The organism is Bacillus sp. 1NLA3E, from assembly GCF_000242895.2.
In the GTDB taxonomy this organism is placed as follows: domain Bacteria; phylum Bacillota; class Bacilli; order Bacillales; family Cytobacillaceae; genus Bacillus_BU.
On sequence record NC_021171.1, the window covers coordinates 1,157,362 to 1,179,062 of the forward strand.

Below are 21,701 nucleotides of genomic sequence, written 5' to 3' on the forward strand. Positions count from 1 at the left end.
TGTTAGTGAGAATGACACAGACTTTGTAACAGAAGGAGGCAAAAAACATGGCAATGAAAATTGGCGAGGAAAAATTAAAAGAGCGCCTAGATAAGGGAATCAATGATTCCTTTATGCGTGGAGCAGTTTCGAATGCCCAGAATAGTATGGGTGTTCGCCGTAGAAATGCTACCGAAGAACTAGGGAATTGGGAAGAGTGGCGCTCCCATGGTGAGGAAATACGTCAACATGTATTGGAAAACTTGGATTATTACTTACTCCAATTAAGTGAGAATGTTGCCAAAAGAGGTGGACATGTTTTTTTTGCACAGACCGCTAAAGAAGCCAATGATTATATCCGCAATGTCGTGGTGAGCAAAAATGCTAAAAAAGTAGTAAAAGCAAAATCAATGGTAACGGAGGAAATTAGTTTAAATAAAACCTTGGAGGATGCCGGTTGTTCCGTAGTAGAGACAGATCTTGGCGAGTATATACTCCAAGTAGATGATCATGATCCACCATCCCATATTGTTGTCCCTGCTTTGCATAAAAACAAAGAACAAATTCGGGACGTATTTACTGAAAAACTCGGGTACACGGGGACAGAAGTACCAGAGGAACTTGCAGCTCACGCTCGTAAAATGTTGCGCCAAGAGTATTTAACTGCGGATATCGGAATTACTGGATGTAATTTTGCAGTGGCGGAAACAGGCTCGATTAGCTTAGTAACAAACGAAGGAAATGCAGATTTAGTTACATCACTTCCAAAAACGCAAATTACTGTAATGGGGATGGAACGCCTTGTCCCAACTTTTGAAGAGATGGAAGTCCTTGTAGGAATGTTAACGCGTAGTGCAGTTGGTCAAAAGCTGACCAGTTATATCACAGTTCAAACAGGTCCTCGTGATGAAGGTGATATCGATGGACCAGAGGAATTCCACTTAGTTATTGTTGATAATGGTCGTTCAGACATCCTTGGTGGAGATTTCCAATCAGTACTACAATGCATTCGCTGTGCTGCTTGTATCAATGTATGTCCAGTATACCGTCATGTAGGTGGACATTCATACAATTCCATTTATTCAGGACCAATTGGAGCAGTATTAACTCCGCTAATTGGAGGATATGATGAATTTAAAGAACTTCCATATATGACAACACTTTGTGGAGCATGTTCAGATGTATGCCCAGTGAAGATTCCGCTGCATACGCTCCTTCATAAGCATCGTCAAATTATAGTAGAGCGGGATGGGAGAGCTCCTATTGCTGAAAAACTACTGATGAAAGCATTTGGTTTTGGAGCAGCCACCCCAGCACTATACAAATTTGGAACTAAGTTCGCACCTGCTGCCATGAATCCCTTCACGGTTGGTGAAAAAATTACCAAAGGTCCAGGACCTTTAAAGGCATGGACGGAGATGCGTGATTTCCCTGCACCAAATAAAGAGAGATTCCGGGATTGGTGGAAAACTAGGGAAAAAGGAGGAAAAGCATAATGCAGGGGACAATTCAAAATCGTGATGCTTTTTTACAAACTATCGCAAAACGTCTAGGTCGGCAAACAGTGAAATCAGAAGTCGAAATTCCAAAATATAAGTTTAGTCCTCAGAATGAAGTGTTACGAGACGCAACTCAAGAGGAATTAGTTGATGTATTAAGAGAGCAATGCAAAAACATCCATACAACTTTTGTAACTACCAATAAAAAAGAACTAGCTTCTACACTTAAAGAAACAGTGAAAGCCTACGGTGGCGGACCTATTTCAGCTTGGGATGATGTGCGTTTTTCAGAGTATGGTTTAGATCCTTTAATGAAGCAGGAATGGCCAAACGAAAAGATTGACATCCAAACTTGGGACCCTGCAAAAGGAAAAGCAAACATTGAGTTTGTTGAAAAAGCTAATATTGGGCTTACAGTAAGTGATATTACTCTCGCAGAGTCTGGTACTGTTGTATTGTTAAGTGATAAAGGAAAAGGAAGGAACGTTAGCTTCCTGCCTATTAATTCAATTATAATCGTGCCAAAAAGCAGTATTGTTCCACGTATGACGCAGGCGGCAAGAATTTTACGTGAAAAAGTTAAGAACGGGGAACATATCGCTTCATGCATTAACTTCATTTCAGGACCTAGTAACTCAGCAGATATTGAGTTGAATCTTGTTGTTGGGGTTCATGGACCGGTAAGAGCAACTTATATTGTCGTTGAGGATATTTAATAAATAATTAAGAGCTAAAGAGCTATTCAGTTATCGTGCAGAGGCACGATAACTGAAGGCTCTTTTTTTTTGGCTCTGTTAAACTAGAATGTTGATTTCCGTTACAGGCGCTTCGCTTTCCGCGGGGCGGGCGGTGAGCCTCCTCGGCGCCTAAGCGCCTGCGGGGTCTCACCTGTCCCGCTGCTCCCGCAGGAGTCTTCGCGCCTTCCATTCCAATCAACTTTGTTTTTAGTTGTTTTCTTTCCACAAAACCTATTTAAAAAACAACATTCCTTAAGTAAGCCGCTCTCTTTTGGGGTACCCGCAACACCAAAAATATATACAAAAGTGGCCTATTTCACAGAGCAATTAACAGTTAAATTTGCTCTGCCTTTTAATTGATTTAATAAGCTCGATTTACGTAAATAAGTGTAAAATAGCACCTTAAATCAAATATCAATTAGCATACACCATAATAAAAATTTATGTCTTGTGGTCTTTGTGTGTGATTTCATACGCCAATGCATAAAAATAGGGAACTTCGTTTGAAGTTCACTAAATAAGTTTTAGCGGACATAAGTGACCTTATTTTTGATTTATTCCCCTTTTTTCTACTTTAGCGGACATGGTGGAACTAGAATAAAAAGTGGACACCCCTTTAACGGAAATCATTTGTGGCAATAATGATATTTACCAGGAGGGGTTTCCATGGGTGACCAACGTCAGAGTTATAGTGAACAATTTAAAAAAGAAACAGTTAAGTTTGCACAAGAACAACAACAAAAAAAGACTATGAGAGATATTGCGGATGAGTTAAAAGTTCCGCTTAGCTGCCTACATGACTGGATGACAAAATATCGTCAATTTGAATATGAACCTTTGGCGGTTGAAGAACGAATAAAAAAGCTAGAACAAGAATTGAAAGAAAAAGAACGTGAATTAAAGGAAAAAGACAAAAAGTTAGCTGTCACAGAAGAAGAATTGGCCATTGTAAAAAAGGCGGTGCACATCTTCAGCAGACCAAGAACATGAGGTTTCAATTCATTGAAGACCATCGCTCGGAGTTCTCGGTGGTGAAGATGTGTAAAGTGTTAGAGGTATCCACGAGCGGTTATTTCAAATGGAGAAATCATAAACCGAGTCAACAAGGAGTACAAAGGGAACGGATTAAAGAACGTATTGTACACTATTATAATGATTCCGACAGTGTATATGGTAGTCCGAAAATTACTAAGTTATTACTAAAAGAAGGATATAATATCACGGAAAGAACAGTTAGTATTTACATGAAGGAACTAGGTTTACGATCTTGTGTTTCCAAGAAATTTAAAGTTTGTACAACAAATTCGAATCATGAATACCCTGTAGCACCTAATAGATTAAATCAAGAATTCACTACAACAGCACCAAACAAGGTATGGGTAGTAGATATCACTTATATTCCTTGTCGGGAAGGACGCTTATATTTAGCTACTGTACTTGACCTGTACACTCGAGAAATAGTAGGTTGGCGCCTTTATGGACATCTGGAAACTCAATTAGTTCTTGATGCTTTAGAAGACGCTTATAAGTTAAGAAATCCAGAAAAAGGTTTGCTTCACCACTCAGACCGTGGGTCTCAGTATGCATCTAAGGATTACCGGGAAAGACTTGAGGAATATAAAATGGAGGCGAGCATGAGTCGTACAGGAAACTGTTATGATAATGCTTGTGCAGAATCCTTCTTTAGTCTGGTTAAAAAAGAATTATTAAGAGGTAGAAAATTTCAAACTAAAGATCAAGCTTACACCGAGATTTATCGTTACATTGAATTTTTCTATAACCGTAAAAGAATTCATAGTTCAATTGGATATGTATCACCAGTGCAGTATTCACAACAATACTGCAGGGGAAGGCTTAATAAAGGGTAGAACACCAATCAAAAGCAGTAAGCTGCCTTTTCTTCACTTAGCGACTAGCCAGATGATTCCGTGAAAGGGTCAAGCGGTTTTGGCTTGATGCTTTCACGGAATCATCTATCATTTGAAAAGTGAAGAAGAGGCTACTGCAACACTATATTAATTAAGTTTCGTTATTTAGGTGTCCACTTTCTTGACAGAGCTCCATGGGATATCTTATTTACATAAAAACAAATGAATAATGCTCACTTATCAACAAATAGGGAATCTAATGTCTGGTTAGCCTATCAAAACAACACTTTTTGTCAAAATAACGGAAAGGATGTCCGCATATATGAAAATTGTCACGGCACTTCTTGTTAATCCAGCTGGACCCGGTATTTGAAGAAAACCAATACTATTAATATAAACATAATCTACTTAAAACTGAGATAGAAAGCAGTGTGATTCCGTATGAGAAACGCACTGCTTTTATGGTTGTTTTAATAACCACTTTCTCCTTTGCTTATACCTCAAATGAGAATGGCTTAATCTTTTAGTAATGAGCTTTTTTTATAAAAATGTCCTTTTCCCGAATCCTTTTCAGATTTTTACCAGAAAAGGTGTCTAAACTGACAACATAAACCAGAAAAAGGTGGGAGAAAAATGAAAAAGAACAAAGTTAAATGGTTTTCCTTTTTTACCATCCTCATGTTAGGAGCCTTTTCATCAGGGGTCGGAGTATTGGCAGATCATGATGATGATGAAAAAGGGGACCATTCAAAATCCTATGAAGAACGGTATCAAGAAAATGACCATTATGGTGATGATGAAGATGACGATGGAGATTACGAAAACGAAGATGGCTATGAGGGTGGAACTAGTGGAGAAGTTCAGCAGACACCTGCACAAACAGGGTATTGGAACTTTTGGATGAGAGAGGCGGTATCAACCCAAGACACTCAACTTCCAATTTCAACACCTGCTGATGTAAAAGTAACGATTGATGGTGTTGCCAATAGTATTCACGTCATTCCACAGGATGGTCAACTTTTAGTTTCAGGTGAAAAACTAGCAAAACTAATTTCAGCTAAGACCTCTTATTATCCAAAAAGCCGAATTTTGGTATTAAAAAATACGGATACTGAGTTAATTGTCAGAGCAGGATCCAATGCAGCTTACGAAAATCAAAATAAAACACCAATGCCGATTAAGACGCAGTATATTGAAAAATCATTGTATATTCCCATTAGTGTAGTTGGAAATGCCATGGGTTATCGTGTGTTATGGAATGAAGCTGAACAAATTCTTGTTTTGGAAAAAATTTAAAAATAAAGGTGGAATAAAAATGAAAAAAACAACGAAATCAAAATGGATTGTTGGATTAGCCGGAACAGCATTTTCTGCTTTTGTATTAGGCCAAATCGGGAGTGGTGATGCAAACAATGGGACGAAAAACGGGAATGCTTTTAATGTTGAGTCCAAGGTGTATGCATCAATGAATGACAAGGAAAAAGAACTAGTTAAGTTAGATTGGTCTGATTTTACGATAAGTGACGGAACACAAGGGACAGGAGCTGTACAAAGTGATCGTCAATCAAGCAGATCTTAAATCAGGAAACGAGCTAGCATTTCAAGCGATGAATACAAATTTTTTCGTATCAATTTCCAATAGTCTCATGATGAATTGGAAAGATCACATCATTAATTGGTTCGAGTATGTTGAGAAAGAATGGTCCAGATTTCAAGGAGATAACGAATTGTCACTTCTTAACGATACAAAGATAGGCGAAACGTTGGTTTTATCTCCTCCTCTCTTTGATATTTTAGTAAAGTCAGATGATTATCACCAGAAAACAAGGGGCTTTTTTTCACCTTACTTAATGGAGCAAATTCAGCTTCATGGATATGATCGCTCATTTCCGTTTGAAAAGGCTGAAACAAAGGAACGGACCGGCTTTCAATCCGATGCTAACCAACCAACCCCATTTGAATTTAACAAAGCTGAATTATCTGTTACCAGAGTAGCTAAAGGAAAGGTGGATTTAGGTGGAATTGGCAAAGGATATGCGGTCGAATCGGCGGCTAACTGGCTACAACGATTTGCGGATGCTACCTATGGAATCGTAGATGGGGGAGGAGATATATCGGTTTGGTCAAACGGTGAAAAGGACTGGGAAATTGGAATTGCGGATCCTTATGATCAAAACAAGGAAATCAAACAAATCAACTTAAAAAATGGCAGTGTGGCTACCTCTAATATTGTCTACCGGAGTTGGAAACAAGGAAATGAAATGAAACATCATATTTTAAATGGGCGAACAGGTTTACCAGTAGACACGGGAATCGTTCAGGCGACAGTTGTCACTTCGAATTGTTTAGATGCTGAGGTTTGTGCAAAGCTGTGTTTTATGGAAAATGGTCCTGCTTTAGAGAAACTACTATCTGATATCAACTCTAACTATAAAGCTGTTCTTATTCAACGTGATGGGAACTTAATCATAACTTAAGGGGGAAAAGCCGTGTTTAATGAATATTTTTCAACATGGAACCTAATTAGGGTTTCTGGATTATTGAGTTACTTTTTATTGACTGTCTCGCTTGCCTTGGGCTTTTTACAATCGTTCTCTTCGCTTAAAAAAAGAAAAGGTGACTTGTTACTACTTCACCAAACGAGCGGATGGATAGGATTGCTTGGTATCGTGTTTCATATGATGATGCTTTTTTGGGATCAATATGTGCAGTATCCCATCTTAAGTATCATCATTCCGTTTTATTCGAAAAATGAACCCTTTTATTCAGGATTAGGAACCCTGTCGTTCTATCTGTTTTTAATTGTAATTGGATCCTCAGATTTCTTTATAAAAAAATTAGGGAGAACAGTTTGGAAAAAAGTACATCTGTTGGCTATCCCTGCTTGGATATTAATGGCCTTTCACGGATTAATGATTGGCACTGATTCTTCGGAGATATGGGCAGCAAGCATATATATCGGTTCGGTTATCATGATTATGTTACTCGGAATAGGTAAAGGAATGGAATCAGCGTCAATCAATCAAAATAATAGCGTAACTAAAAAAACGCAGTAGGATCTGCGTTTTTTTGTTTTTTAGGATGATCATTTTAAGTTTGTTGTATTAAAAACAATTGTGAAAATTGTCCCAACTCCTAGTTCACTTTTAACGGTAATATTCCCCCCATGTGCTAAAACAATCGATTTTGCAATCGAAAGCCCTAATCCCGATCCATCTCTCACCCTTGAAGTGTCACCACGGTAAAAACGGTCAAATATGTGTGGAAGATCGTTTTTGTGAATACCATTGCCAGAGTCTTCAATCGTTATGATAATAGAATCTGCTTGTTTTTTTAAAGCAAGTATGACATGCCCCTGTACGGTATATCTAAACGCATTATCTAGTAATATATAGATTAGTTGGTGAATTCTCACCTCATCCCCAAGAAAATGGATGTCTTCTTGTATTTGTTCTTTAAAATCAATATGAGGCGGTACCGTTAAAGAAATCTTTCGACAAAGCGACTGAAGCAGCAGGGATAGGTTCATTTCTTCAGTTTCAATATGAAAATGTCGATTATCACTTCTTGCTAAAAACAACAAATCACTAATCAGCTTATTCATCATTTCCGTTTCCGATTTAACATCATGGAGTACTTCTTGACCGAAAGGGCTTAAATTATTTTTCTCTTCCCTCATTAATAAATCAATTGAACTATAAAAAATACTTAATGGTGTTCGTAACTCATGAGATGCGTCGGATACGAATTTTTTTTGAGTTTCAAAAGCTTGCCTAATTGGTTTCATCGCTTGGCCCGCAAGATAATAACCTAGAAATCCAAAAAGGATACTAAATAATATGGTTAAGGCAATTAAGAGCCAGGTAATATTTTGAATTAAGTGTTTTTCGTTGGTGATATCCATACCAATATAAACATTCGCGTTCAAGTCATGCTTGAGCTGAAGAGATTCTTTAATTACTATATAATGCGTATCCTGCCACTTGTCAGTGATGACTAGAGAAGGAGAACCCTTTTCCTCTGAGTTAATTTTTTTGATTTTTGAAGAAAGGCCCGCTATTGTTTCTTCTCCTGAAAGAAATTTGTTAGAGTCCGTATAGACGTAGAAAAATATTTTTTTATCAGGATCGAATTCTAGTTTGTGATTTTCATCGTGATGATAATCATCATCATCGAGGAAATCCCCTCTCTCCTTATCGAGGTAGTGCCTAAGTTCTTCTTGTTCCTTCGATTCAATTTCATGCGAAATGAAAAAGTAAAGGGCAGTAATAAATAAAATTAGTAAAAATAGCAAGGAAAAAGTATAAAGGAGAGTTAATTTCTTTTTTACATCCTTAAACATGAGGATCCCTCACTAAATACCCAATTCCTCTTATGGTTTGGATCACTGAGGGTTCCCCAGGTAAATCAATCTTTTTTCGTAATAGTTTCACTAATGTATCTAAGGCATTTTCTGAAACGAACGTCTCAAATCCCCATACTTTTTCAAATAAAATCTCACGGGAAATGACTTGATTTTTATTTCTAAGTAACAATTCAAGTAGGTGATATTCCTTTTTTGAAAGGTCGATGACATCGTATTGTCTAGTCACAATATGGGTAGTTAGATTTAGTGTAAGGTCACCCACCTCGAAGATATCTTCAATAATCTTGTCTTTTCTCCTCGATACCGCTCTTAAGCGGGCAAGTAATTCTTCAAATTGAAAGGGTTTAATAATATAGTCGTCCGCACCCGAATCCAGCCCTACTACCATATCCTCAATGGTATCTTTTGCAGTAATAAATAGAATTCCCCCTTGATAGCCATTTTTGCGAACCAATTTGCAAACTTCAATTCCTGTTTTACCTGGCATCATCCAATCTAGGATAAGGACATCATAAACGGATAAACAAGCATAGTCGTAAGCGTCGTTCCCATTTTTTACCCAATCAACAAGGTGTAGCTCTTTTTTAACATATGGTGGACTAATTTCCCAAGCCGCTCATCATCTTCTGCAAGTAAAATATTCAAGTAAAACCACCTCTACTTCGAAAAAAAGTTTATTTTTATCTATCCGTGGCTAACCGGATGTTTCCGTTCTTCTTCTATCATAACAATTTAATCTGGTAAAAAAATGAAAAAATGAAATGGGAATAAATAATTCAACAAAATAATGCATTTTTCTACCTGTTATACCACAAAGTAACTGCTGTTATATAATGAATTTCTATCGTTTTTACCGTAATAAATAACGACTTATTCCATTATACAAAAACGTGTGTTATAATTTTTTTATAGATGTTATCTTTGTCACAGCTAAAATATAAATACTGCAATACAATACTAATAGAAATATTGTAATTTGTGAAAATATTTCTATATGCTTTATGAATATTGGGAGGGAGAACATGTCAATCTTACCGAAAAAAAATGATCTTGGATTTTTTGAAATTCGCTTAGAATCAATTGGGGGTTTAGGTGCAAATTTAGCGGGGAAAATGTTAGCTGAGGCTGGTGTTTTGGGTCTTGGGTTAAATGGTTCTAACTTTTCTTCATATGGATCCGAAAAGAAGGGCTCACCTGTTAAAAGTTTTGTGCGTTTTTGTGATTCTGATGTCGAAATTAGAGACCATAGTCCTATCGAACAACCACATATAATTGGAGTTTTCCATGAAGCATTATATAAAACTGTTAATGTAGTAAGCGGGTTAACACCAGACGGAATCGTGTTGGTTAACTCAACAAGAGATTTTGAGGATATTAAAACTGATTTGCATCTCCAATACGGTACTTTAGCTATTGTTGACGCACTTACGATTGCAGTAGAGGAAAAAACGAAAGTTAATACGGCAATGCTTGGTGCGATGTTCAGAATCTGCGACTTTTTAGATCCTGAATCAATGCGCAAGGTTATCCGAAAAACATTTGAGAAGAAATATCCACATTTGGTGGAACCTAATATTCGAACTTTTGATCGCGGTTACAACGAAGTGGAATTTAAAACTCTTGAGGCTCCTGAAGATGTGACAGGGAAGAAGTTTGAACGTCCTTTACCATTATTAGGGTATATGACTCAGGAAATTGGCGGAGTGATGGTTTCACAAGCTAATAGCATTTTTAAGGATCTAAGTGGATCACGTCAAGGGTTCCTGCCTAAGTTTGAACTTGAAGAATGCATTCATTGTGCAGCTTGTGACACTGTTTGTCCTGATTATTGCTTTGTCTGGGAAGAAGGCGAAGACAAGCGTGGCCGTAAACAAATGTTCCTAAAAGGTATTGATTATCAATATTGTAAAGGCTGCTTAAAATGTGTGGAAGCTTGTCCTACCACTGCATTAGGTGATCTTCGTGAAATGATTGGATATGCAGACGAAAATCGTGTGAAACAAAACTTTCCTTACGTTGCTGGAGGGGTGAGATAATGGCTATTCTTGAAGATAATAAATCAAAAGCAAATGTAACAACAGATATGGTGAAGGAACAAGTAGTAACTTTTGAATCAGGAAATGAAATGGCAGCGATGGCTGCAGCACAAATTAATTATCATATTATGGGCTATTTTCCAATTACCCCATCAACTGAGGTCGCCCAATACCTTGATATGATGAAAGCACGTGGGGAACACGACATCAAACTTATTCCTGCCGATGGTGAACACGGTTCTGCGGGGATTTGTTATGGTGCAGCTGCAACCGGTGCACGTGTTTTCAATGCGACTAGTGCCAACGGATTATTATACATGATAGAACAACTTCCAGTTCAAGCGGGAACTCGTTTTCCAATGGTTATGAATCTAGTTACACGTTCGGTCAGCGGTCCGCTAGATATCCGTGGTGATCATTCAGATTTATACTATGCCCTTAACACTGGTTGGGTAATTTTAACAGCTAAAACACCTCAAGCTGTTTATGATATGAATATTATGGCATTAAAAATTGCTGAACACTCAAAAGTGAGACTACCAGTAATTGTAGCTTATGATGGTTTCTTCACTTCACATCAAAAGCGTAAAGTTGAGTTCTTTAAAGACCGTAAAGTAGTCCAAGAGTTTGTTGGGGAATGTCCAACAGATTATAGTTTTGCTAGAGATCCTAAAAAGCCTGTTACAATAGGTGCCCATATGGATGGGAACGACTTAATGAGCAATCACTTCCAACAGTCGGAAGCGATTTATCGTGCAGGAGAAGTCTACCAAGAAGTAGCTGCTGAATATGCGAAACTTTCAGGTCGTGAATATAGCGTCCTTGATTTATACAAAATGGAAGACGCCGATGTAGCGTTGTTCCTATTAAACTCTGCTGGTGAATCTGCAAAGGATGTTGCCGATAAACTTAGAAAACAAGGCATCAAGGCAGGGGTTATCAGCCCGAACATTATCAGGCCATTTCCAGCTAAGGAAATTCGTGAAGCATTAAAGAATGTGAAAGCATTACTTGTAGGTGAACGTGCCGATTCTTATGGTGCTAATGGTCCTAACTTAACACATGAAGTGAAATCAGCACTTCAAGAAGATAAACAAAATCAAACAGTTGTCCTAAGCAGAGTATTTGGACTTGGTGGAAAAGATTTTTATGCAGATGATGCTGAAGCCTTTTTCAACATGGCAATTGAGGCAAAGGATAAAGGTTATGCTGAAAAGCCTTTTGATTATTATGGACATGTTCCAGGTACGCCAGAAAAAGTTCTAAAGCCGGTTATCGAGCCACAACATGGCGATGCTTATAAAACAGGACTTATTCAGGTTACACAAGATGAAGAGACACATAAATTAAAGGTCAAGATTCCTCCTTTAAGAGCACTTACTGCTAAACCTAAGCGACTAGCTTCAGGTCATGGTGCTTGCCCAGGTTGTGGAATTTTCGGTGGACTTGAATTGTTCTTCAAAGGAATTGAAGGCGATGTTGTCGTTCTTTATCAAACAGGCTGTGCTTATGTAACAACGACTGCCTATCCATATTCTTCTCATAAACAAACGATGATTCACAACTTGTTCCAAAATGGTGCAGCAACATTGTCGGGTACAGTTGAAGCATTTTTGGAATTAAAACGTCGCGGTGAAATAGAAGTAGCTGAAGATGCGACCTTCGTTATGATTACAGGCGATGGTGGTATGGATATCGGTATGGGTTCAGCGATTGGTACAGCACTTCGAGGCCACCATTTGATTATGCTTGAGTATGATAATGAAGGCTATATGAACACAGGATCACAAATGTCTTACTCAACACCTTTAGGTCATATGACTAGTACTTCTTCAATTGGGAAAACCCAAAAAGGGAAAACCTTCCACCATAAGGATACGGCGCAAATTATGGCCTCAACTAATATCCCGTACGTATTTACTGGTGTTGAAGCATTCCCACAAGATTTACTCAAAAAAGCGGCTAAAGCTCAATGGTACGCCCAAAATGTTGGTACTGTTTATGGCAAGATTTTAATTGCTTGTCCGTTAAACTGGAAATCAGACGATCGTTATGGAAATGTTATTGTTGAAGCAGCTGTTAACTCCAACTTCTTCCCGCTTTATGAAGTGGAGCAGGGAGAAACGACAATTACCTATGATCCTGAGGCTAAGAAGAAAAAAATTCCAGTTTCAGAATGGTTAAAATACATGGGTAAAACAAAGCATCTTTTAAAAGAAGATAATAAGCATCTGCTTGAAGAGTTTGAAGTAGAAGTGGATAGAAGATGGCAAAAATTAAAGGCTAAACATGAAACTCCATTATTATAATAGAACAGTATAACCTAACTGGTCCATTTGCTCATTGCGAATGGACCAGTTTTTTAATTATTGAGGATGAAGTATAAAAAAATTACCCCTTTTTAGTAGCCATTCGAAGAAGTATAATCATAGAGAAAGTAAGGAGGAGAACGTTTTGCGAACATATTCATACATCGATTCCATTATTGGTAAATTATTTATGGTTGCCGAAAAGAATGTGCTAACCGTTATTCATATGGGCGAAGAGGACTTTCATCAGAATGAGGATATCAATAACATCACTTACCAACCTGACCATCCAGCTTTGCTTGAAACTTCAAAGCAATTGCACGAATACTTTGCTGGTAACCGAAAAGAGTTTGATTTACCCCTTGAAGTTGAGGGCACTAATTTCCAAAAGGCTGTTTGGGAGCAATTGTGTTTAATCCCCTTTGGTGAGACAAGAAGCTATCTGGACATTGCAGTTTCAATTGATAATCCCAAAGCTGTTCGAGCAATTGGACAAGCTAACAGGGCCAATAAATACCCAATCATAATTCCGTGTCACAGAGTAATAGGCAAAAATAATTCACTAACTGGATATGCAGGTACGAGAGTGGATTTGAAAGAGAAACTTCTTAAACTTGAAGGGGCTTTATAAAGATTCTATTAATATTTATATTTTAAGCAGGTAGCCATCGATGCTATCGGTTTTTGGCCGTTTAACTCCAGGATGATAAACAAATTATGGGCTAAGATAAATTGAAACTCCTGGAATAAAAAATAGGAATGAAGCTACCAGAAAATGGTAGCTTCATTTTTTTAAAAGGCTGCTTTCAATTTTGATCATATCAACATTTCTTAAGAGTATTATTGATAATATTCAGGCCTACGATCGGAGAAAACAGGGATCATTTCCCTGACTTCTCTTGTTTTCCGCAAATCAATTTCTGCAATTAATACGGACTCCGTGTCATCAGCCTCTGCTACAATTTCTCCCCATGGATCAATGACGATAGAATGTCCAGCAAAGTGATTATTTGGATCGTCTCCAGATCTATTACAGGCAATCACATAGCATTGATTTTCAATTGCGCGGGCTATCAATAGGGCACGCCAATGGGCAAGGCGTGGCATTGGCCATTCCGCCACAACAAAAAGTGCCTCCGCTCCTCGTGCCGTATGAGAACGAATCCATTCAGGAAAGCGAATATCATAACAAATTACTCCTGCTAACTGGTGCCCGAATAATCTAAACAGCCCCATATAGCGACCTGGAGAAAGATATTGATGTTCATCCATCAGCCTAAATAGATGCAACTTGCTATATTTATGAATAAAATGACCTCTGTGATCAATTACGAGCAAGGTATTTTCAATTCCAGATTCAGTTTTATTTGCAATGGAGCCCCCGACAAAACTAACATTATATTTTTTTGCTAATTCTTTGAGAAAATGGCTTGTGTTTTCAACATTTGGATCAGCAAGCTCGTTTATGTTGATTAAATCATAACCAGTTGTCCATAACTCTGGTAAAACGATTACATTTGGTTGGTACATTTCGCAAGCTTCATTAATCATTTGTTCGGCTTTATGGTAATTTTTATCGATGTCTCCAAACTCGATATTCATTTGTAGCATCGCCACTTTTAATTTCAAAAAAAATGAACCCCCTTTAATAATTGGCTGTGTTAAAGCTCAATGTTGATTTTTTGCACAATGTTGATTGGAGTGGAAGGCGCGAAGACTCCTGCGGGAGCAGCGGGACAGGTGAGACCCCACAGGCGCTAAGCGCCGAGGAGGCTCACCGCCCGCCCCGCGGAAAGCGTAGCGCCTGGAGCAGAAATCAACATTCTAGTATAACAGAGCCTAATAATTTGAATTTTCCTTTTATATGCTGTTATTAAAGTTATATCATTAGTGACTAGATTTTCCACTATATTTTTGATATAAATATTTTTTAAAAAGGGGATTGAGTTTTTATATTCTTTTTTGGGAGAAAAACCTCCTAATGGACATCGGAAAAATGTCGAAAAAAAAATTTACGAGAAAAAAATGTCTAGTTTTGCGATTCTATTTACAAACATTCGAATTATTGTGATAATTCATCGTGTCAAAGAGATTTTTTAATGATTCGATATGGGATTGGATTAGGAGGAAATAGGAGTTGTACCAGGAGAATAAGAATTTATTAGATGAAATCAATGAAAGACGCTCGAAGTTGTTAGATTCTGCACAGAAAAATGGACTAAGGGATGAAGAAACGGTTAAACGTAGTCAAGAGCTAGACCAATTAATCTTCCAATATCAAAAGTTAATCCACAAAAGTCCAAAACGACAGGAGGGGAAAAAATTAGTACTTCGAACGATGATGATGCTGTTGCCGAGCGTATTGGTCGAAGTTTGAAATGGTGGTATTTTTTAAAAAATAGAATTTTGCCATTTTAGAAACAAGATTCTAAGAAATTCCGATACAGTAATGATGGGACATTTTGAATCCAAACACATCCTGATGAATCCCAAAATGTTGGTAGTATATCAAGGAAGGCATGGGAAATATGTCTTCCTTGATTGAGTAGAACAAAGTCTATTATTGTTAAAATTCTTCCGTTAATATGCCCCTTATAAGGAATGCCCCCCTCGATTAAAACCTTATAGACATACTTCCCTTCGATTCTTCCTTTTGATTATTTATCAGATAATGAAAAAGTTTGTACTATCCTTTTATTTTGAATCATATATCGTATAAACCGCTTTGTTCAAAAGGAGGGACACTTTTTCATGCATATTTTGGTTTGTGTCAAACAAGTACCAGATACGAAAATTATTAAGATTAACCCTAAGACGAATACGCTAGACCGCAGAAGTGCACCAGCTATTTTAAATCCATATGACGCCCATGCGGTCCAAGAAGCGGTCCAGATAAAAAACAACATTGGTGGGACAATCTCTGTTTTATCAATGGGCCCCCCTCAAGCAACAGCAGTAATCAAGAAAAGTATTGAAATTGGTGCGGATAGGGGCTATTTAATTTCTGATCGAGCTTTTGCTGGTGCTGATACACTCGCAACCAGCTATGCTTTATCAAAAGCAATTGAACGGATATCAGAGGAACTACCAGTAGATCTTGTGATTTGTGGCAAACATGCTATTGACGGGGATACGGGACAGGTGGGTCCAGGCATAGCCCGCCGGATTGACATACCACCAATTACGAATGTCATTGAAGTTTCGGAAGTAAATCCCGAGACTAAAACGGTCATAGTAAAAAGAAAAGTAACCACCGGGTATGAGGTTATTAAAACTAGCCTCCCTTGCCTACTAACCGTGGAAAAACAAATAAATGATATTGATTATGCTCCGATGCAAAATATGATTAATGCTGCTAGGTATGAAGCGATTATATGGACTGTAAATGATTTGAAAGATGTTGATAAAGCCCAGTTAGGTTTAAAGGGATCACCTACAATTGTTGGAAAAATGTTTACTCCACCCCGACTTGAAGGAGGGAAAATGTTAGAAGGTACAGTTGATGAACAAGTGACTGCCTTAATGACTTTATTAATGGAAAAGAAGGATTTATTACAATTAAATACAGCTAAAAATAAATAAATGGTTTTTTGAAAGGAGGGGGTTAAGGGATGAATGATTATCGAGGTGTTTGGGTATTTATTGAACATAGTAATAGAGTTATAGAAGGGGTATCACTAGAGCTATTAGGGGCTGGAAGGACTCTTGCTGATAAGTTGGAGGTTCCGCTAAGTGGTATTTTATTGGGATCAGGGGTAAAGACGTTAGCTAATAAAGTAATCACTTATGGTGCTGATCAAGTATATATCATAGATAATCCTGTTTTAAAGGACTATCGTACAGAATCTTATATGAAGGGAGTTATACTACTCGCCGAAAAATATAAGCCTGAAATATTTTTATATGGGGCAACTGCAAATGGGAAGGACCTTGCAAGCGCTGTGGCCACTGATTTATCAACAGGATTGACCGCGGACACAACCATTTTAGATGTCGATTTGGAAAAACGATTACTGGAAGCAAGCCGCCCGGCATTTGGTGGTAATATCATGGCAACGATTTTGTGTAAAAAACATCGTCCACAAATGGCGACCGTTCGACCGAAAGTGATGAAGGCGTTAGACCCTGATGCTAAAAGACAGGGAAAGATTATCGAAGAGAATATTTCAATAACTGAAAATGAAATGCGGACAAAGGTGCTAGAAATTGTGAAGGAAGTCACAAATAAGGCAAATCTGGCCGATGCTCATGTGATTGTTGCGGGTGGAAAAGGTTTAGTTGACGCGCAACATTTCGAGCTTATCCATGAATTAGCGAATACAATTGGAGCATCTGTAGGTGGATCACGGGATGTGGTAGAGGCGGGATGGCTTCCGCATGAGCAGCAGGTAGGACAGACAGGAGAGACGGTTACTCCCAAAATTTATTTTGCAATTGGGATATCAGGTGCAATTCAGCATATTGTTGGGATGAAAAATTCCGAATTAATTATTGCCATTAATAAAGATCCGAATGCGCCAATTTTTGAAGTGGCCACCTATGGAATTGTTGGCGATGCCCTAGAAATTGTCCCTCAGTTGATTAAACAGTTTAAGCAAATTCGGACTGAAAAGGGTGGCGAGATGAGTTATGTCTGAAAAATTTGATGTCATCGTTGTTGGGGCTGGACCTGCTGGGACCTCATGTGCCTATACATGTGCTAAGAATGGCTTAAAAGTATTGCATATTGAGCGTGGAGAATACCCAGGGAGTAAAAATGTAATGGGTGGGGTCCTTTATCGTAAACAAATGGAGGAAATCATTCCAGAGTTTTGGAAGGAAGCCCCATTAGAACGGCCTGTTGTCGAACAAAAGTTTTGGATGATGGATAAGGAATCCGTGCTTTCCTTTGGATATAAAGGGCTTGAATGGGCGCAAGAACCATACAACAATTTTACGGTGTTGCGTGCCCACTTTGATCAATGGTTTGCTGCCCAAGCAGTAAAAGTTGGCTCATTGCTAATATGTGAAACGGTCGTCACAGAATGTATTGTGGAAAATGGTCAGGTTATTGGTGTTAAGACAGATCGCCCTAACGGGGAAATATTAGCAGACGTTGTGGTACTAGCAGATGGGGTCAATTCTCTATTAGGTAAACAGCTTGGTTTTCATAAAGAATTCCGACCAGACGAAGTTGCATTAACAGTAATGGAAGTGGTCAACCTCCCTAAGGAAAAAATAAATGATCGGTTCAATTTGGAAGAAAATCAGGGCTGTACAATCGAAATTTTTGGAGATTCCACCAAAGGGAATTTAGGAACGGCCTTTTTGTATACAAATAAGGAGAGTTTAAATATCGGGGTAGGAACAACCCTGTCAAGCATGATTAAAGCAAAACTAAAACCTTATGATTTGCTCGACTATTTAAAGACTCACCCAATGGTAAAACCGTTCCTAGAAGGAGGAGAGTCAGCAGAATATTTGGCTCACTTAATCCCTGAAGGTGGGTATCATTCAGTTCCAAAAGTCATTGGTAATGGTGTGCTGGTTGTCGGAGATGCTGCGCAACTAGTAAACGCGATTCATCGTGAGGGATCTAATATGGCCATGTCGTCTGGGAAGATGGCGGCACATGCGATTGTTAAAGCTAAACACGAAAATGATTTCAGTGAAGCAGGGCTAAGTAGCTATAAAGAAGCTTTGTATGAAAGCTTCATTATGAAGGATTTAGAAAAATATAAAGATGCTGCTCATACATTTGAAAATTACCCGCAATACTTCCGTGAATATCTTCCCATGATGAATCAAGCTGCAAGTAAATTCTTTACAGTGGATGGTACGCCAAAACGGGATAAACAAAAAGAAATCCTTCGCAGTATGACGAAGGAACGAGGCCGCTTTAAAGTAATGCAAGACATATATCGCGCTTGGAAGGCGGTGAAATAATGTCCACGAAGACGATTGAAGAGAAACAATATTTGGTTCGGTTTAAGGCGGATACAAAATCTCATTTAACCGTTCTGGATCATGATACTTGTTTAACAAAGTGCCCTGAAAAGTATTGTACAGTGTTTTGCCCAGCAGAGGTATATAAATGGGAAGATATCAGGATGCATGTTGGTTATGAGGGATGTCATGAGTGTGGAAGCTGTAGAATTGGTTGTCCCTATCAAAATATTAAATGGGAATACCCAAAGGGTGGCCACGGAATTATTTTCAGATTAGCATAATAGGTTTACACGCAATAATCGATAAAGAGAAACGCTCGGAAGCTCCGAGCGTTTTTTTCTTATAAATGTTTCAACATTTTACCCCGAAAATCAAAATTACAGGGTAAAATACCCGACTTTCGGGATGAATATATGCTCACCTCTCAATGATGTTTTTTTATTCCATTTTTTTGTGTTACTTCTATATAATAGTAATATAACGCTTTCATATATTCGGAGGACATATATATGTATGCAAAGTTCTTTTACACACTCGGCATTTTTCTTTGTCTCATCCTTTTCATTTATTCAGGTTACTTTGCCTATAAGCTGGAATTTCATGCGGAAAAACAAGTAAAAGATAAAGACAAAAAAACATACCTGCATCATATCGTTCTTGTACCAGAGGAGCTCGATAATGATTATTGGAAGTTAATCGAAAGAGGTGCAAAAAAGGCAGCAAAGGAATCTAACGTTTTACTAGAATATCAAGGCCCAAAACAAGCAAACTTGGAGGAACATATCAAATTAATTGAAATGGCGGCTGCCTCCAAGGTGGATGGAATTATGATGCAAGGATTGAGTGAAGAGCTCTCAACACCGCTAATTAATAAAATTATGGACAAAGGTATACCTGTCATTACCGTAGATACTGATGCTGCACAAAGCAACCGAGTAGCCTATATTGGCACCGACAATTATTATTCCGGTTTCTTAGCTGGAAAAGCTTTAATTGAGGGTACTGGTGGAAAAGCAAAAGTAGGAATCGTTACTGGGAGTTTTACTGCTGCTAACCAGAAGCTTAGAGTGCAAGGATTCAGGGATGCTGTTGAATACAACAAAGGAATCAAAATTATTGCGATAGAAGAATCAAATATTACAAGAGTAGAAGCTGCAGATAAATCTTTCAAACTTTTGAAGGAACACCCCGAAATCAATGCTTTCTTTGGAACAAGTGCCCTTGATGGAATCGGGATTGAAAAAGCGGTTGATCAACTTGGACTATTAAATCAAATATACATAATCAGCTTTGATGCATTACCTGAAACCATTACCTATCTGGATAAAGGAGTCATTGATGCAACAATTGTTCAAGAACCCTATGAAATGGGGTATAGGGCAGTAAAAATGATGGTCCAGCAATTAGAAGGAAAGGAAATCCCAAAAGTCAATTTAACTGAAACGAAAGTGATTCATAAAGAAGACCTTCCGTTAATACCTGGGAAAAGTTGATAACATATGAAAATAGTTCGAATCCAAACCAAGCTCCTTCTATATTTTATAATACTAGTCGTATTGTTAAGTGGTATTACCTTGTTTATGTACAAAAGCAGTGAAAAAATCATTGCTGAATATGATAACAGCTTTTCTAGGTTCCTCATCCTAAATGATATTTCGCAACAAACAAATTTAGTCATTGAAAAATTAAATGGTTATGTCATTGAAAAGGATCAGTCATTTTTACATGATTATTACCGAGAGAAAAAGCAACTTCTGAAAGAGAAACAAAACTTAATGGAGTTAAATCAGCACACGAGTAAGATTACCGTAAGAAATTATCAAAACACCATTGATAGCTTTATTGAAGAATGTGATCAAACGATTGTAGCTCTTCATCAGGACGATATCATTCATTACTCCCTTCACTTAAGTGAGGCGATGAAGATTTCTGGGTTTATTCAAGAGACCACTCTATCATTGATCAATACCGAGTTTTCAAACTATCAAGATTTTTATCAAAAAATGAAAGAAAGAAACCATTATCAGAGTTTAATAGGGATTGCCTTATTTTCGGCCACCTTAATTTTTAGTGCCATGCTTGCTTTGTGGATATCAGGTGGAATAACCATGCCGATTAGACGGCTTTCAAATGCCGCCAAAGAAATCGCTAACGGAAGGCTTGACGGAGAAGATGTTCATCATACTTCAAACGATGAATTGAAACTATTGACAGAAACCTTTAATACAATGAGAGGAAATATTAGAGTACTGGTTTCAGAAATTCAACAAAAATCTAAACTTGATACCCTTTTGAAAGAGTTAGAGCTTAAGAGTCTACAAAGTCAAGTTAATCCTCACTTTTTATTTAATGTACTCAACACTGTTTCAAAGACAGCATACTTGGAAGAAGCGACACAAACATCTAGATTAATTGAATCAGTTTCTACCTTACTTCGATATAACCTTAGTGATTTAAACAGGCCATCAACCATTCGAGATGAAATGAAAATTGTGAAGGAGTATTTCTATATTCAGCAAGCACGTTTTTTTGACAGGATTGATTTTAAAATTGCTGCTGATGAAAGATGCTTAGATCGTGAAATACCTTGTTTAATTCTCCAGCCATTAATCGAAAACGCCTTTATCCATGGTGTGGAATCATATGAACAAGGCGGAAAACTTCATTTAAAGATAGTAAGTCAGAATGATCGAATTGTCATTGAGGTAACGGATAATGGGGTTGGAATGGATGAAAATATAAAAGCGCGCCTGGTTCAGTATATAGAAGGAATCGAAAAGGAAGAATTTGTTCAGCCAATACAAGGGACAGGGCATTCAACTGGCATTGGTGTTAAAAACGTTATAAAACGATTACAGTTGTTTTATCAACGGATGGATATAATGGAAATTGAGTCAAGTGTAGGCATAGGGACTACATTTCGGATATTCATACCAAATGCCCCGAATAATCTCAGAACGGGGGAAGCCAATTGTTAAA

The 21,701-nt window shown here is 37.8% G+C and carries 21 protein-coding genes and 1 pseudogene; 18 read left to right on the forward strand and 4 right to left on the reverse strand.

Going from position 1 to position 21,701, the window contains the following annotated elements; translation table 11 throughout:
* Nucleotides 1–47 precede the first annotated feature (47 nt).
* The 8 genes from B1NLA3E_RS05625 to B1NLA3E_RS05660 all read left to right on the forward strand — a co-directional run bounded on the left by B1NLA3E_RS05625 (nucleotide 48) and on the right by B1NLA3E_RS05660 (nucleotide 7,139).
* Nucleotides 48–1,475 (forward strand): LutB/LldF family L-lactate oxidation iron-sulfur protein, encoded by a 1,428-nt coding sequence (locus tag B1NLA3E_RS05625; protein WP_015592873.1) that lies wholly within the window; start codon nucleotides 48–50, stop codon nucleotides 1,473–1,475.
* The gene (locus B1NLA3E_RS05630) at nucleotides 1,475–2,194 is read left to right on the forward strand and encodes a LutC/YkgG family protein (protein ID WP_015592874.1); all 720 of its coding nucleotides are present in this window, start codon (nucleotides 1,475–1,477) and stop codon (nucleotides 2,192–2,194) included. The genes B1NLA3E_RS05625 and B1NLA3E_RS05630 overlap by 1 nt, the downstream gene beginning before the upstream one ends.
* A gap of 687 nt (nucleotides 2,195–2,881) precedes the next feature.
* Entirely contained in the window at nucleotides 2,882–3,205 is a 324-nt protein-coding gene (locus B1NLA3E_RS05635; protein ID WP_015592686.1) for a transposase, read from the forward strand.
* Nucleotides 3,202–4,083, forward strand: a complete 882-nt coding sequence (locus B1NLA3E_RS05640) for an IS3 family transposase (RefSeq protein ID WP_015592685.1) — start codon at nucleotides 3,202–3,204, stop codon at nucleotides 4,081–4,083. The genes B1NLA3E_RS05635 and B1NLA3E_RS05640 overlap by 4 nt, the downstream gene beginning before the upstream one ends.
* A 633-nt stretch (nucleotides 4,084–4,716) precedes the next feature.
* The gene (locus B1NLA3E_RS05645; RefSeq protein ID WP_015592875.1) at nucleotides 4,717–5,379 is read left to right on the forward strand and encodes a copper amine oxidase N-terminal domain-containing protein; all 663 of its coding nucleotides are present in this window, start codon (nucleotides 4,717–4,719) and stop codon (nucleotides 5,377–5,379) included.
* A gap of 19 nt (nucleotides 5,380–5,398) precedes the next feature.
* A complete protein-coding gene (locus tag B1NLA3E_RS05650) occupies nucleotides 5,399–5,662 on the forward strand; it encodes a hypothetical protein (RefSeq protein WP_041580330.1) in 264 nt (87 codons plus the stop codon).
* Nucleotides 5,637–6,560: an FAD:protein FMN transferase gene (locus B1NLA3E_RS05655; protein ID WP_015592877.1), complete on the forward strand. Its 924-nt coding sequence runs from the start codon at nucleotides 5,637–5,639 to the stop codon at nucleotides 6,558–6,560. Before B1NLA3E_RS05650 ends, B1NLA3E_RS05655 begins: the two co-directional genes overlap by 26 nt.
* Nucleotides 6,561–6,572: 12 nt before the next feature.
* On the forward strand, nucleotides 6,573–7,139 hold the full coding sequence (locus B1NLA3E_RS05660; RefSeq protein WP_041580331.1) for a ferric reductase-like transmembrane domain-containing protein: 567 nt from the start codon (nucleotides 6,573–6,575) through the stop codon (nucleotides 7,137–7,139).
* Between the two features lie 29 nt (nucleotides 7,140–7,168).
* Here B1NLA3E_RS05660 and B1NLA3E_RS05665 read toward each other — a convergent pair whose 3' ends face one another.
* The 3 genes and pseudogenes from B1NLA3E_RS05665 to B1NLA3E_RS25960 all read right to left on the reverse strand — a co-directional run.
* Nucleotides 7,169–8,425 (reverse strand): sensor histidine kinase, encoded by a 1,257-nt coding sequence (locus B1NLA3E_RS05665; RefSeq protein ID WP_015592879.1) that lies wholly within the window; start codon nucleotides 8,423–8,425, stop codon nucleotides 7,169–7,171.
* Nucleotides 8,418–8,837 carry a winged helix-turn-helix domain-containing protein gene (locus tag B1NLA3E_RS25955; RefSeq protein ID WP_442852660.1) on the reverse strand — a complete coding sequence of 140 codons (420 nt, stop codon included), beginning with the start codon at nucleotides 8,835–8,837 and terminating at the stop codon, nucleotides 8,418–8,420. The genes B1NLA3E_RS05665 and B1NLA3E_RS25955 overlap by 8 nt, the downstream gene beginning before the upstream one ends.
* A pseudogene (locus tag B1NLA3E_RS25960) lies at nucleotides 8,820–8,960 on the reverse strand (response regulator); the annotation flags it as partial. The pseudogene B1NLA3E_RS25960 and the gene B1NLA3E_RS25955, both read right to left, overlap by 18 nt.
* Before the next feature lie 511 nt (nucleotides 8,961–9,471).
* Here B1NLA3E_RS25960 and B1NLA3E_RS05675 point away from each other — a divergent pair.
* The 3 genes from B1NLA3E_RS05675 (at nucleotide 9,472) to B1NLA3E_RS05685 (ending at nucleotide 13,425) form a co-directional block, all read left to right on the forward strand.
* Nucleotides 9,472–10,485 carry a 2-oxoacid:acceptor oxidoreductase family protein gene (locus B1NLA3E_RS05675; protein ID WP_015592881.1) on the forward strand — a complete coding sequence of 338 codons (1,014 nt, stop codon included), beginning with the start codon at nucleotides 9,472–9,474 and terminating at the stop codon, nucleotides 10,483–10,485.
* Nucleotides 10,485–12,794: a transketolase C-terminal domain-containing protein gene (locus B1NLA3E_RS05680; protein ID WP_015592882.1), complete on the forward strand. Its 2,310-nt coding sequence runs from the start codon at nucleotides 10,485–10,487 to the stop codon at nucleotides 12,792–12,794. Before B1NLA3E_RS05675 ends, B1NLA3E_RS05680 begins: the two co-directional genes overlap by 1 nt.
* 145 nt (nucleotides 12,795–12,939) lie before the next feature.
* Entirely contained in the window at nucleotides 12,940–13,425 is a 486-nt protein-coding gene (locus tag B1NLA3E_RS05685) for a methylated-DNA--[protein]-cysteine S-methyltransferase (protein ID WP_015592883.1), read from the forward strand.
* A 209-nt stretch (nucleotides 13,426–13,634) separates the two neighbouring features.
* Here B1NLA3E_RS05685 and B1NLA3E_RS05690 read toward each other — a convergent pair whose 3' ends face one another.
* Nucleotides 13,635–14,423 carry a carbon-nitrogen family hydrolase gene (locus tag B1NLA3E_RS05690; protein WP_015592884.1) on the reverse strand — a complete coding sequence of 263 codons (789 nt, stop codon included), beginning with the start codon at nucleotides 14,421–14,423 and terminating at the stop codon, nucleotides 13,635–13,637.
* Between the two features lie 508 nt (nucleotides 14,424–14,931).
* Here B1NLA3E_RS05690 and B1NLA3E_RS05695 point away from each other — a divergent pair.
* The 7 genes from B1NLA3E_RS05695 to B1NLA3E_RS05725 all read left to right on the forward strand — a co-directional run bounded on the left by B1NLA3E_RS05695 (nucleotide 14,932) and on the right by B1NLA3E_RS05725 (nucleotide 21,700).
* Nucleotides 14,932–15,171 (forward strand): aspartyl-phosphate phosphatase Spo0E family protein, encoded by a 240-nt coding sequence (locus B1NLA3E_RS05695; RefSeq protein WP_015592885.1) that lies wholly within the window; start codon nucleotides 14,932–14,934, stop codon nucleotides 15,169–15,171.
* Nucleotides 15,172–15,545: 374 nt separating this feature from the next.
* The gene (locus tag B1NLA3E_RS05700) at nucleotides 15,546–16,376 is read left to right on the forward strand and encodes an electron transfer flavoprotein subunit beta/FixA family protein (RefSeq protein ID WP_015592886.1); all 831 of its coding nucleotides are present in this window, start codon (nucleotides 15,546–15,548) and stop codon (nucleotides 16,374–16,376) included.
* A gap of 29 nt (nucleotides 16,377–16,405) precedes the next feature.
* Nucleotides 16,406–17,431, forward strand: a complete 1,026-nt coding sequence (locus B1NLA3E_RS05705; protein WP_015592887.1) for an electron transfer flavoprotein subunit alpha/FixB family protein — start codon at nucleotides 16,406–16,408, stop codon at nucleotides 17,429–17,431.
* The gene (locus B1NLA3E_RS05710) at nucleotides 17,424–18,719 is read left to right on the forward strand and encodes an FAD-dependent oxidoreductase (protein ID WP_015592888.1); all 1,296 of its coding nucleotides are present in this window, start codon (nucleotides 17,424–17,426) and stop codon (nucleotides 18,717–18,719) included. The genes B1NLA3E_RS05705 and B1NLA3E_RS05710 overlap by 8 nt, the downstream gene beginning before the upstream one ends.
* A complete protein-coding gene (locus B1NLA3E_RS05715; RefSeq protein WP_041580332.1) occupies nucleotides 18,719–19,003 on the forward strand; it encodes a ferredoxin family protein in 285 nt (94 codons plus the stop codon). The genes B1NLA3E_RS05710 and B1NLA3E_RS05715 overlap by 1 nt, the downstream gene beginning before the upstream one ends.
* A gap of 228 nt (nucleotides 19,004–19,231) precedes the next feature.
* Nucleotides 19,232–20,215, forward strand: a complete 984-nt coding sequence (locus tag B1NLA3E_RS05720; RefSeq protein WP_015592890.1) for a sugar-binding protein — start codon at nucleotides 19,232–19,234, stop codon at nucleotides 20,213–20,215.
* Nucleotides 20,216–20,221: 6 nt separating this feature from the next.
* Nucleotides 20,222–21,700 carry a sensor histidine kinase gene (locus B1NLA3E_RS05725; protein ID WP_015592891.1) on the forward strand — a complete coding sequence of 493 codons (1,479 nt, stop codon included), beginning with the start codon at nucleotides 20,222–20,224 and terminating at the stop codon, nucleotides 21,698–21,700.
* Nucleotide 21,701 lies beyond the last annotated feature (1 nt).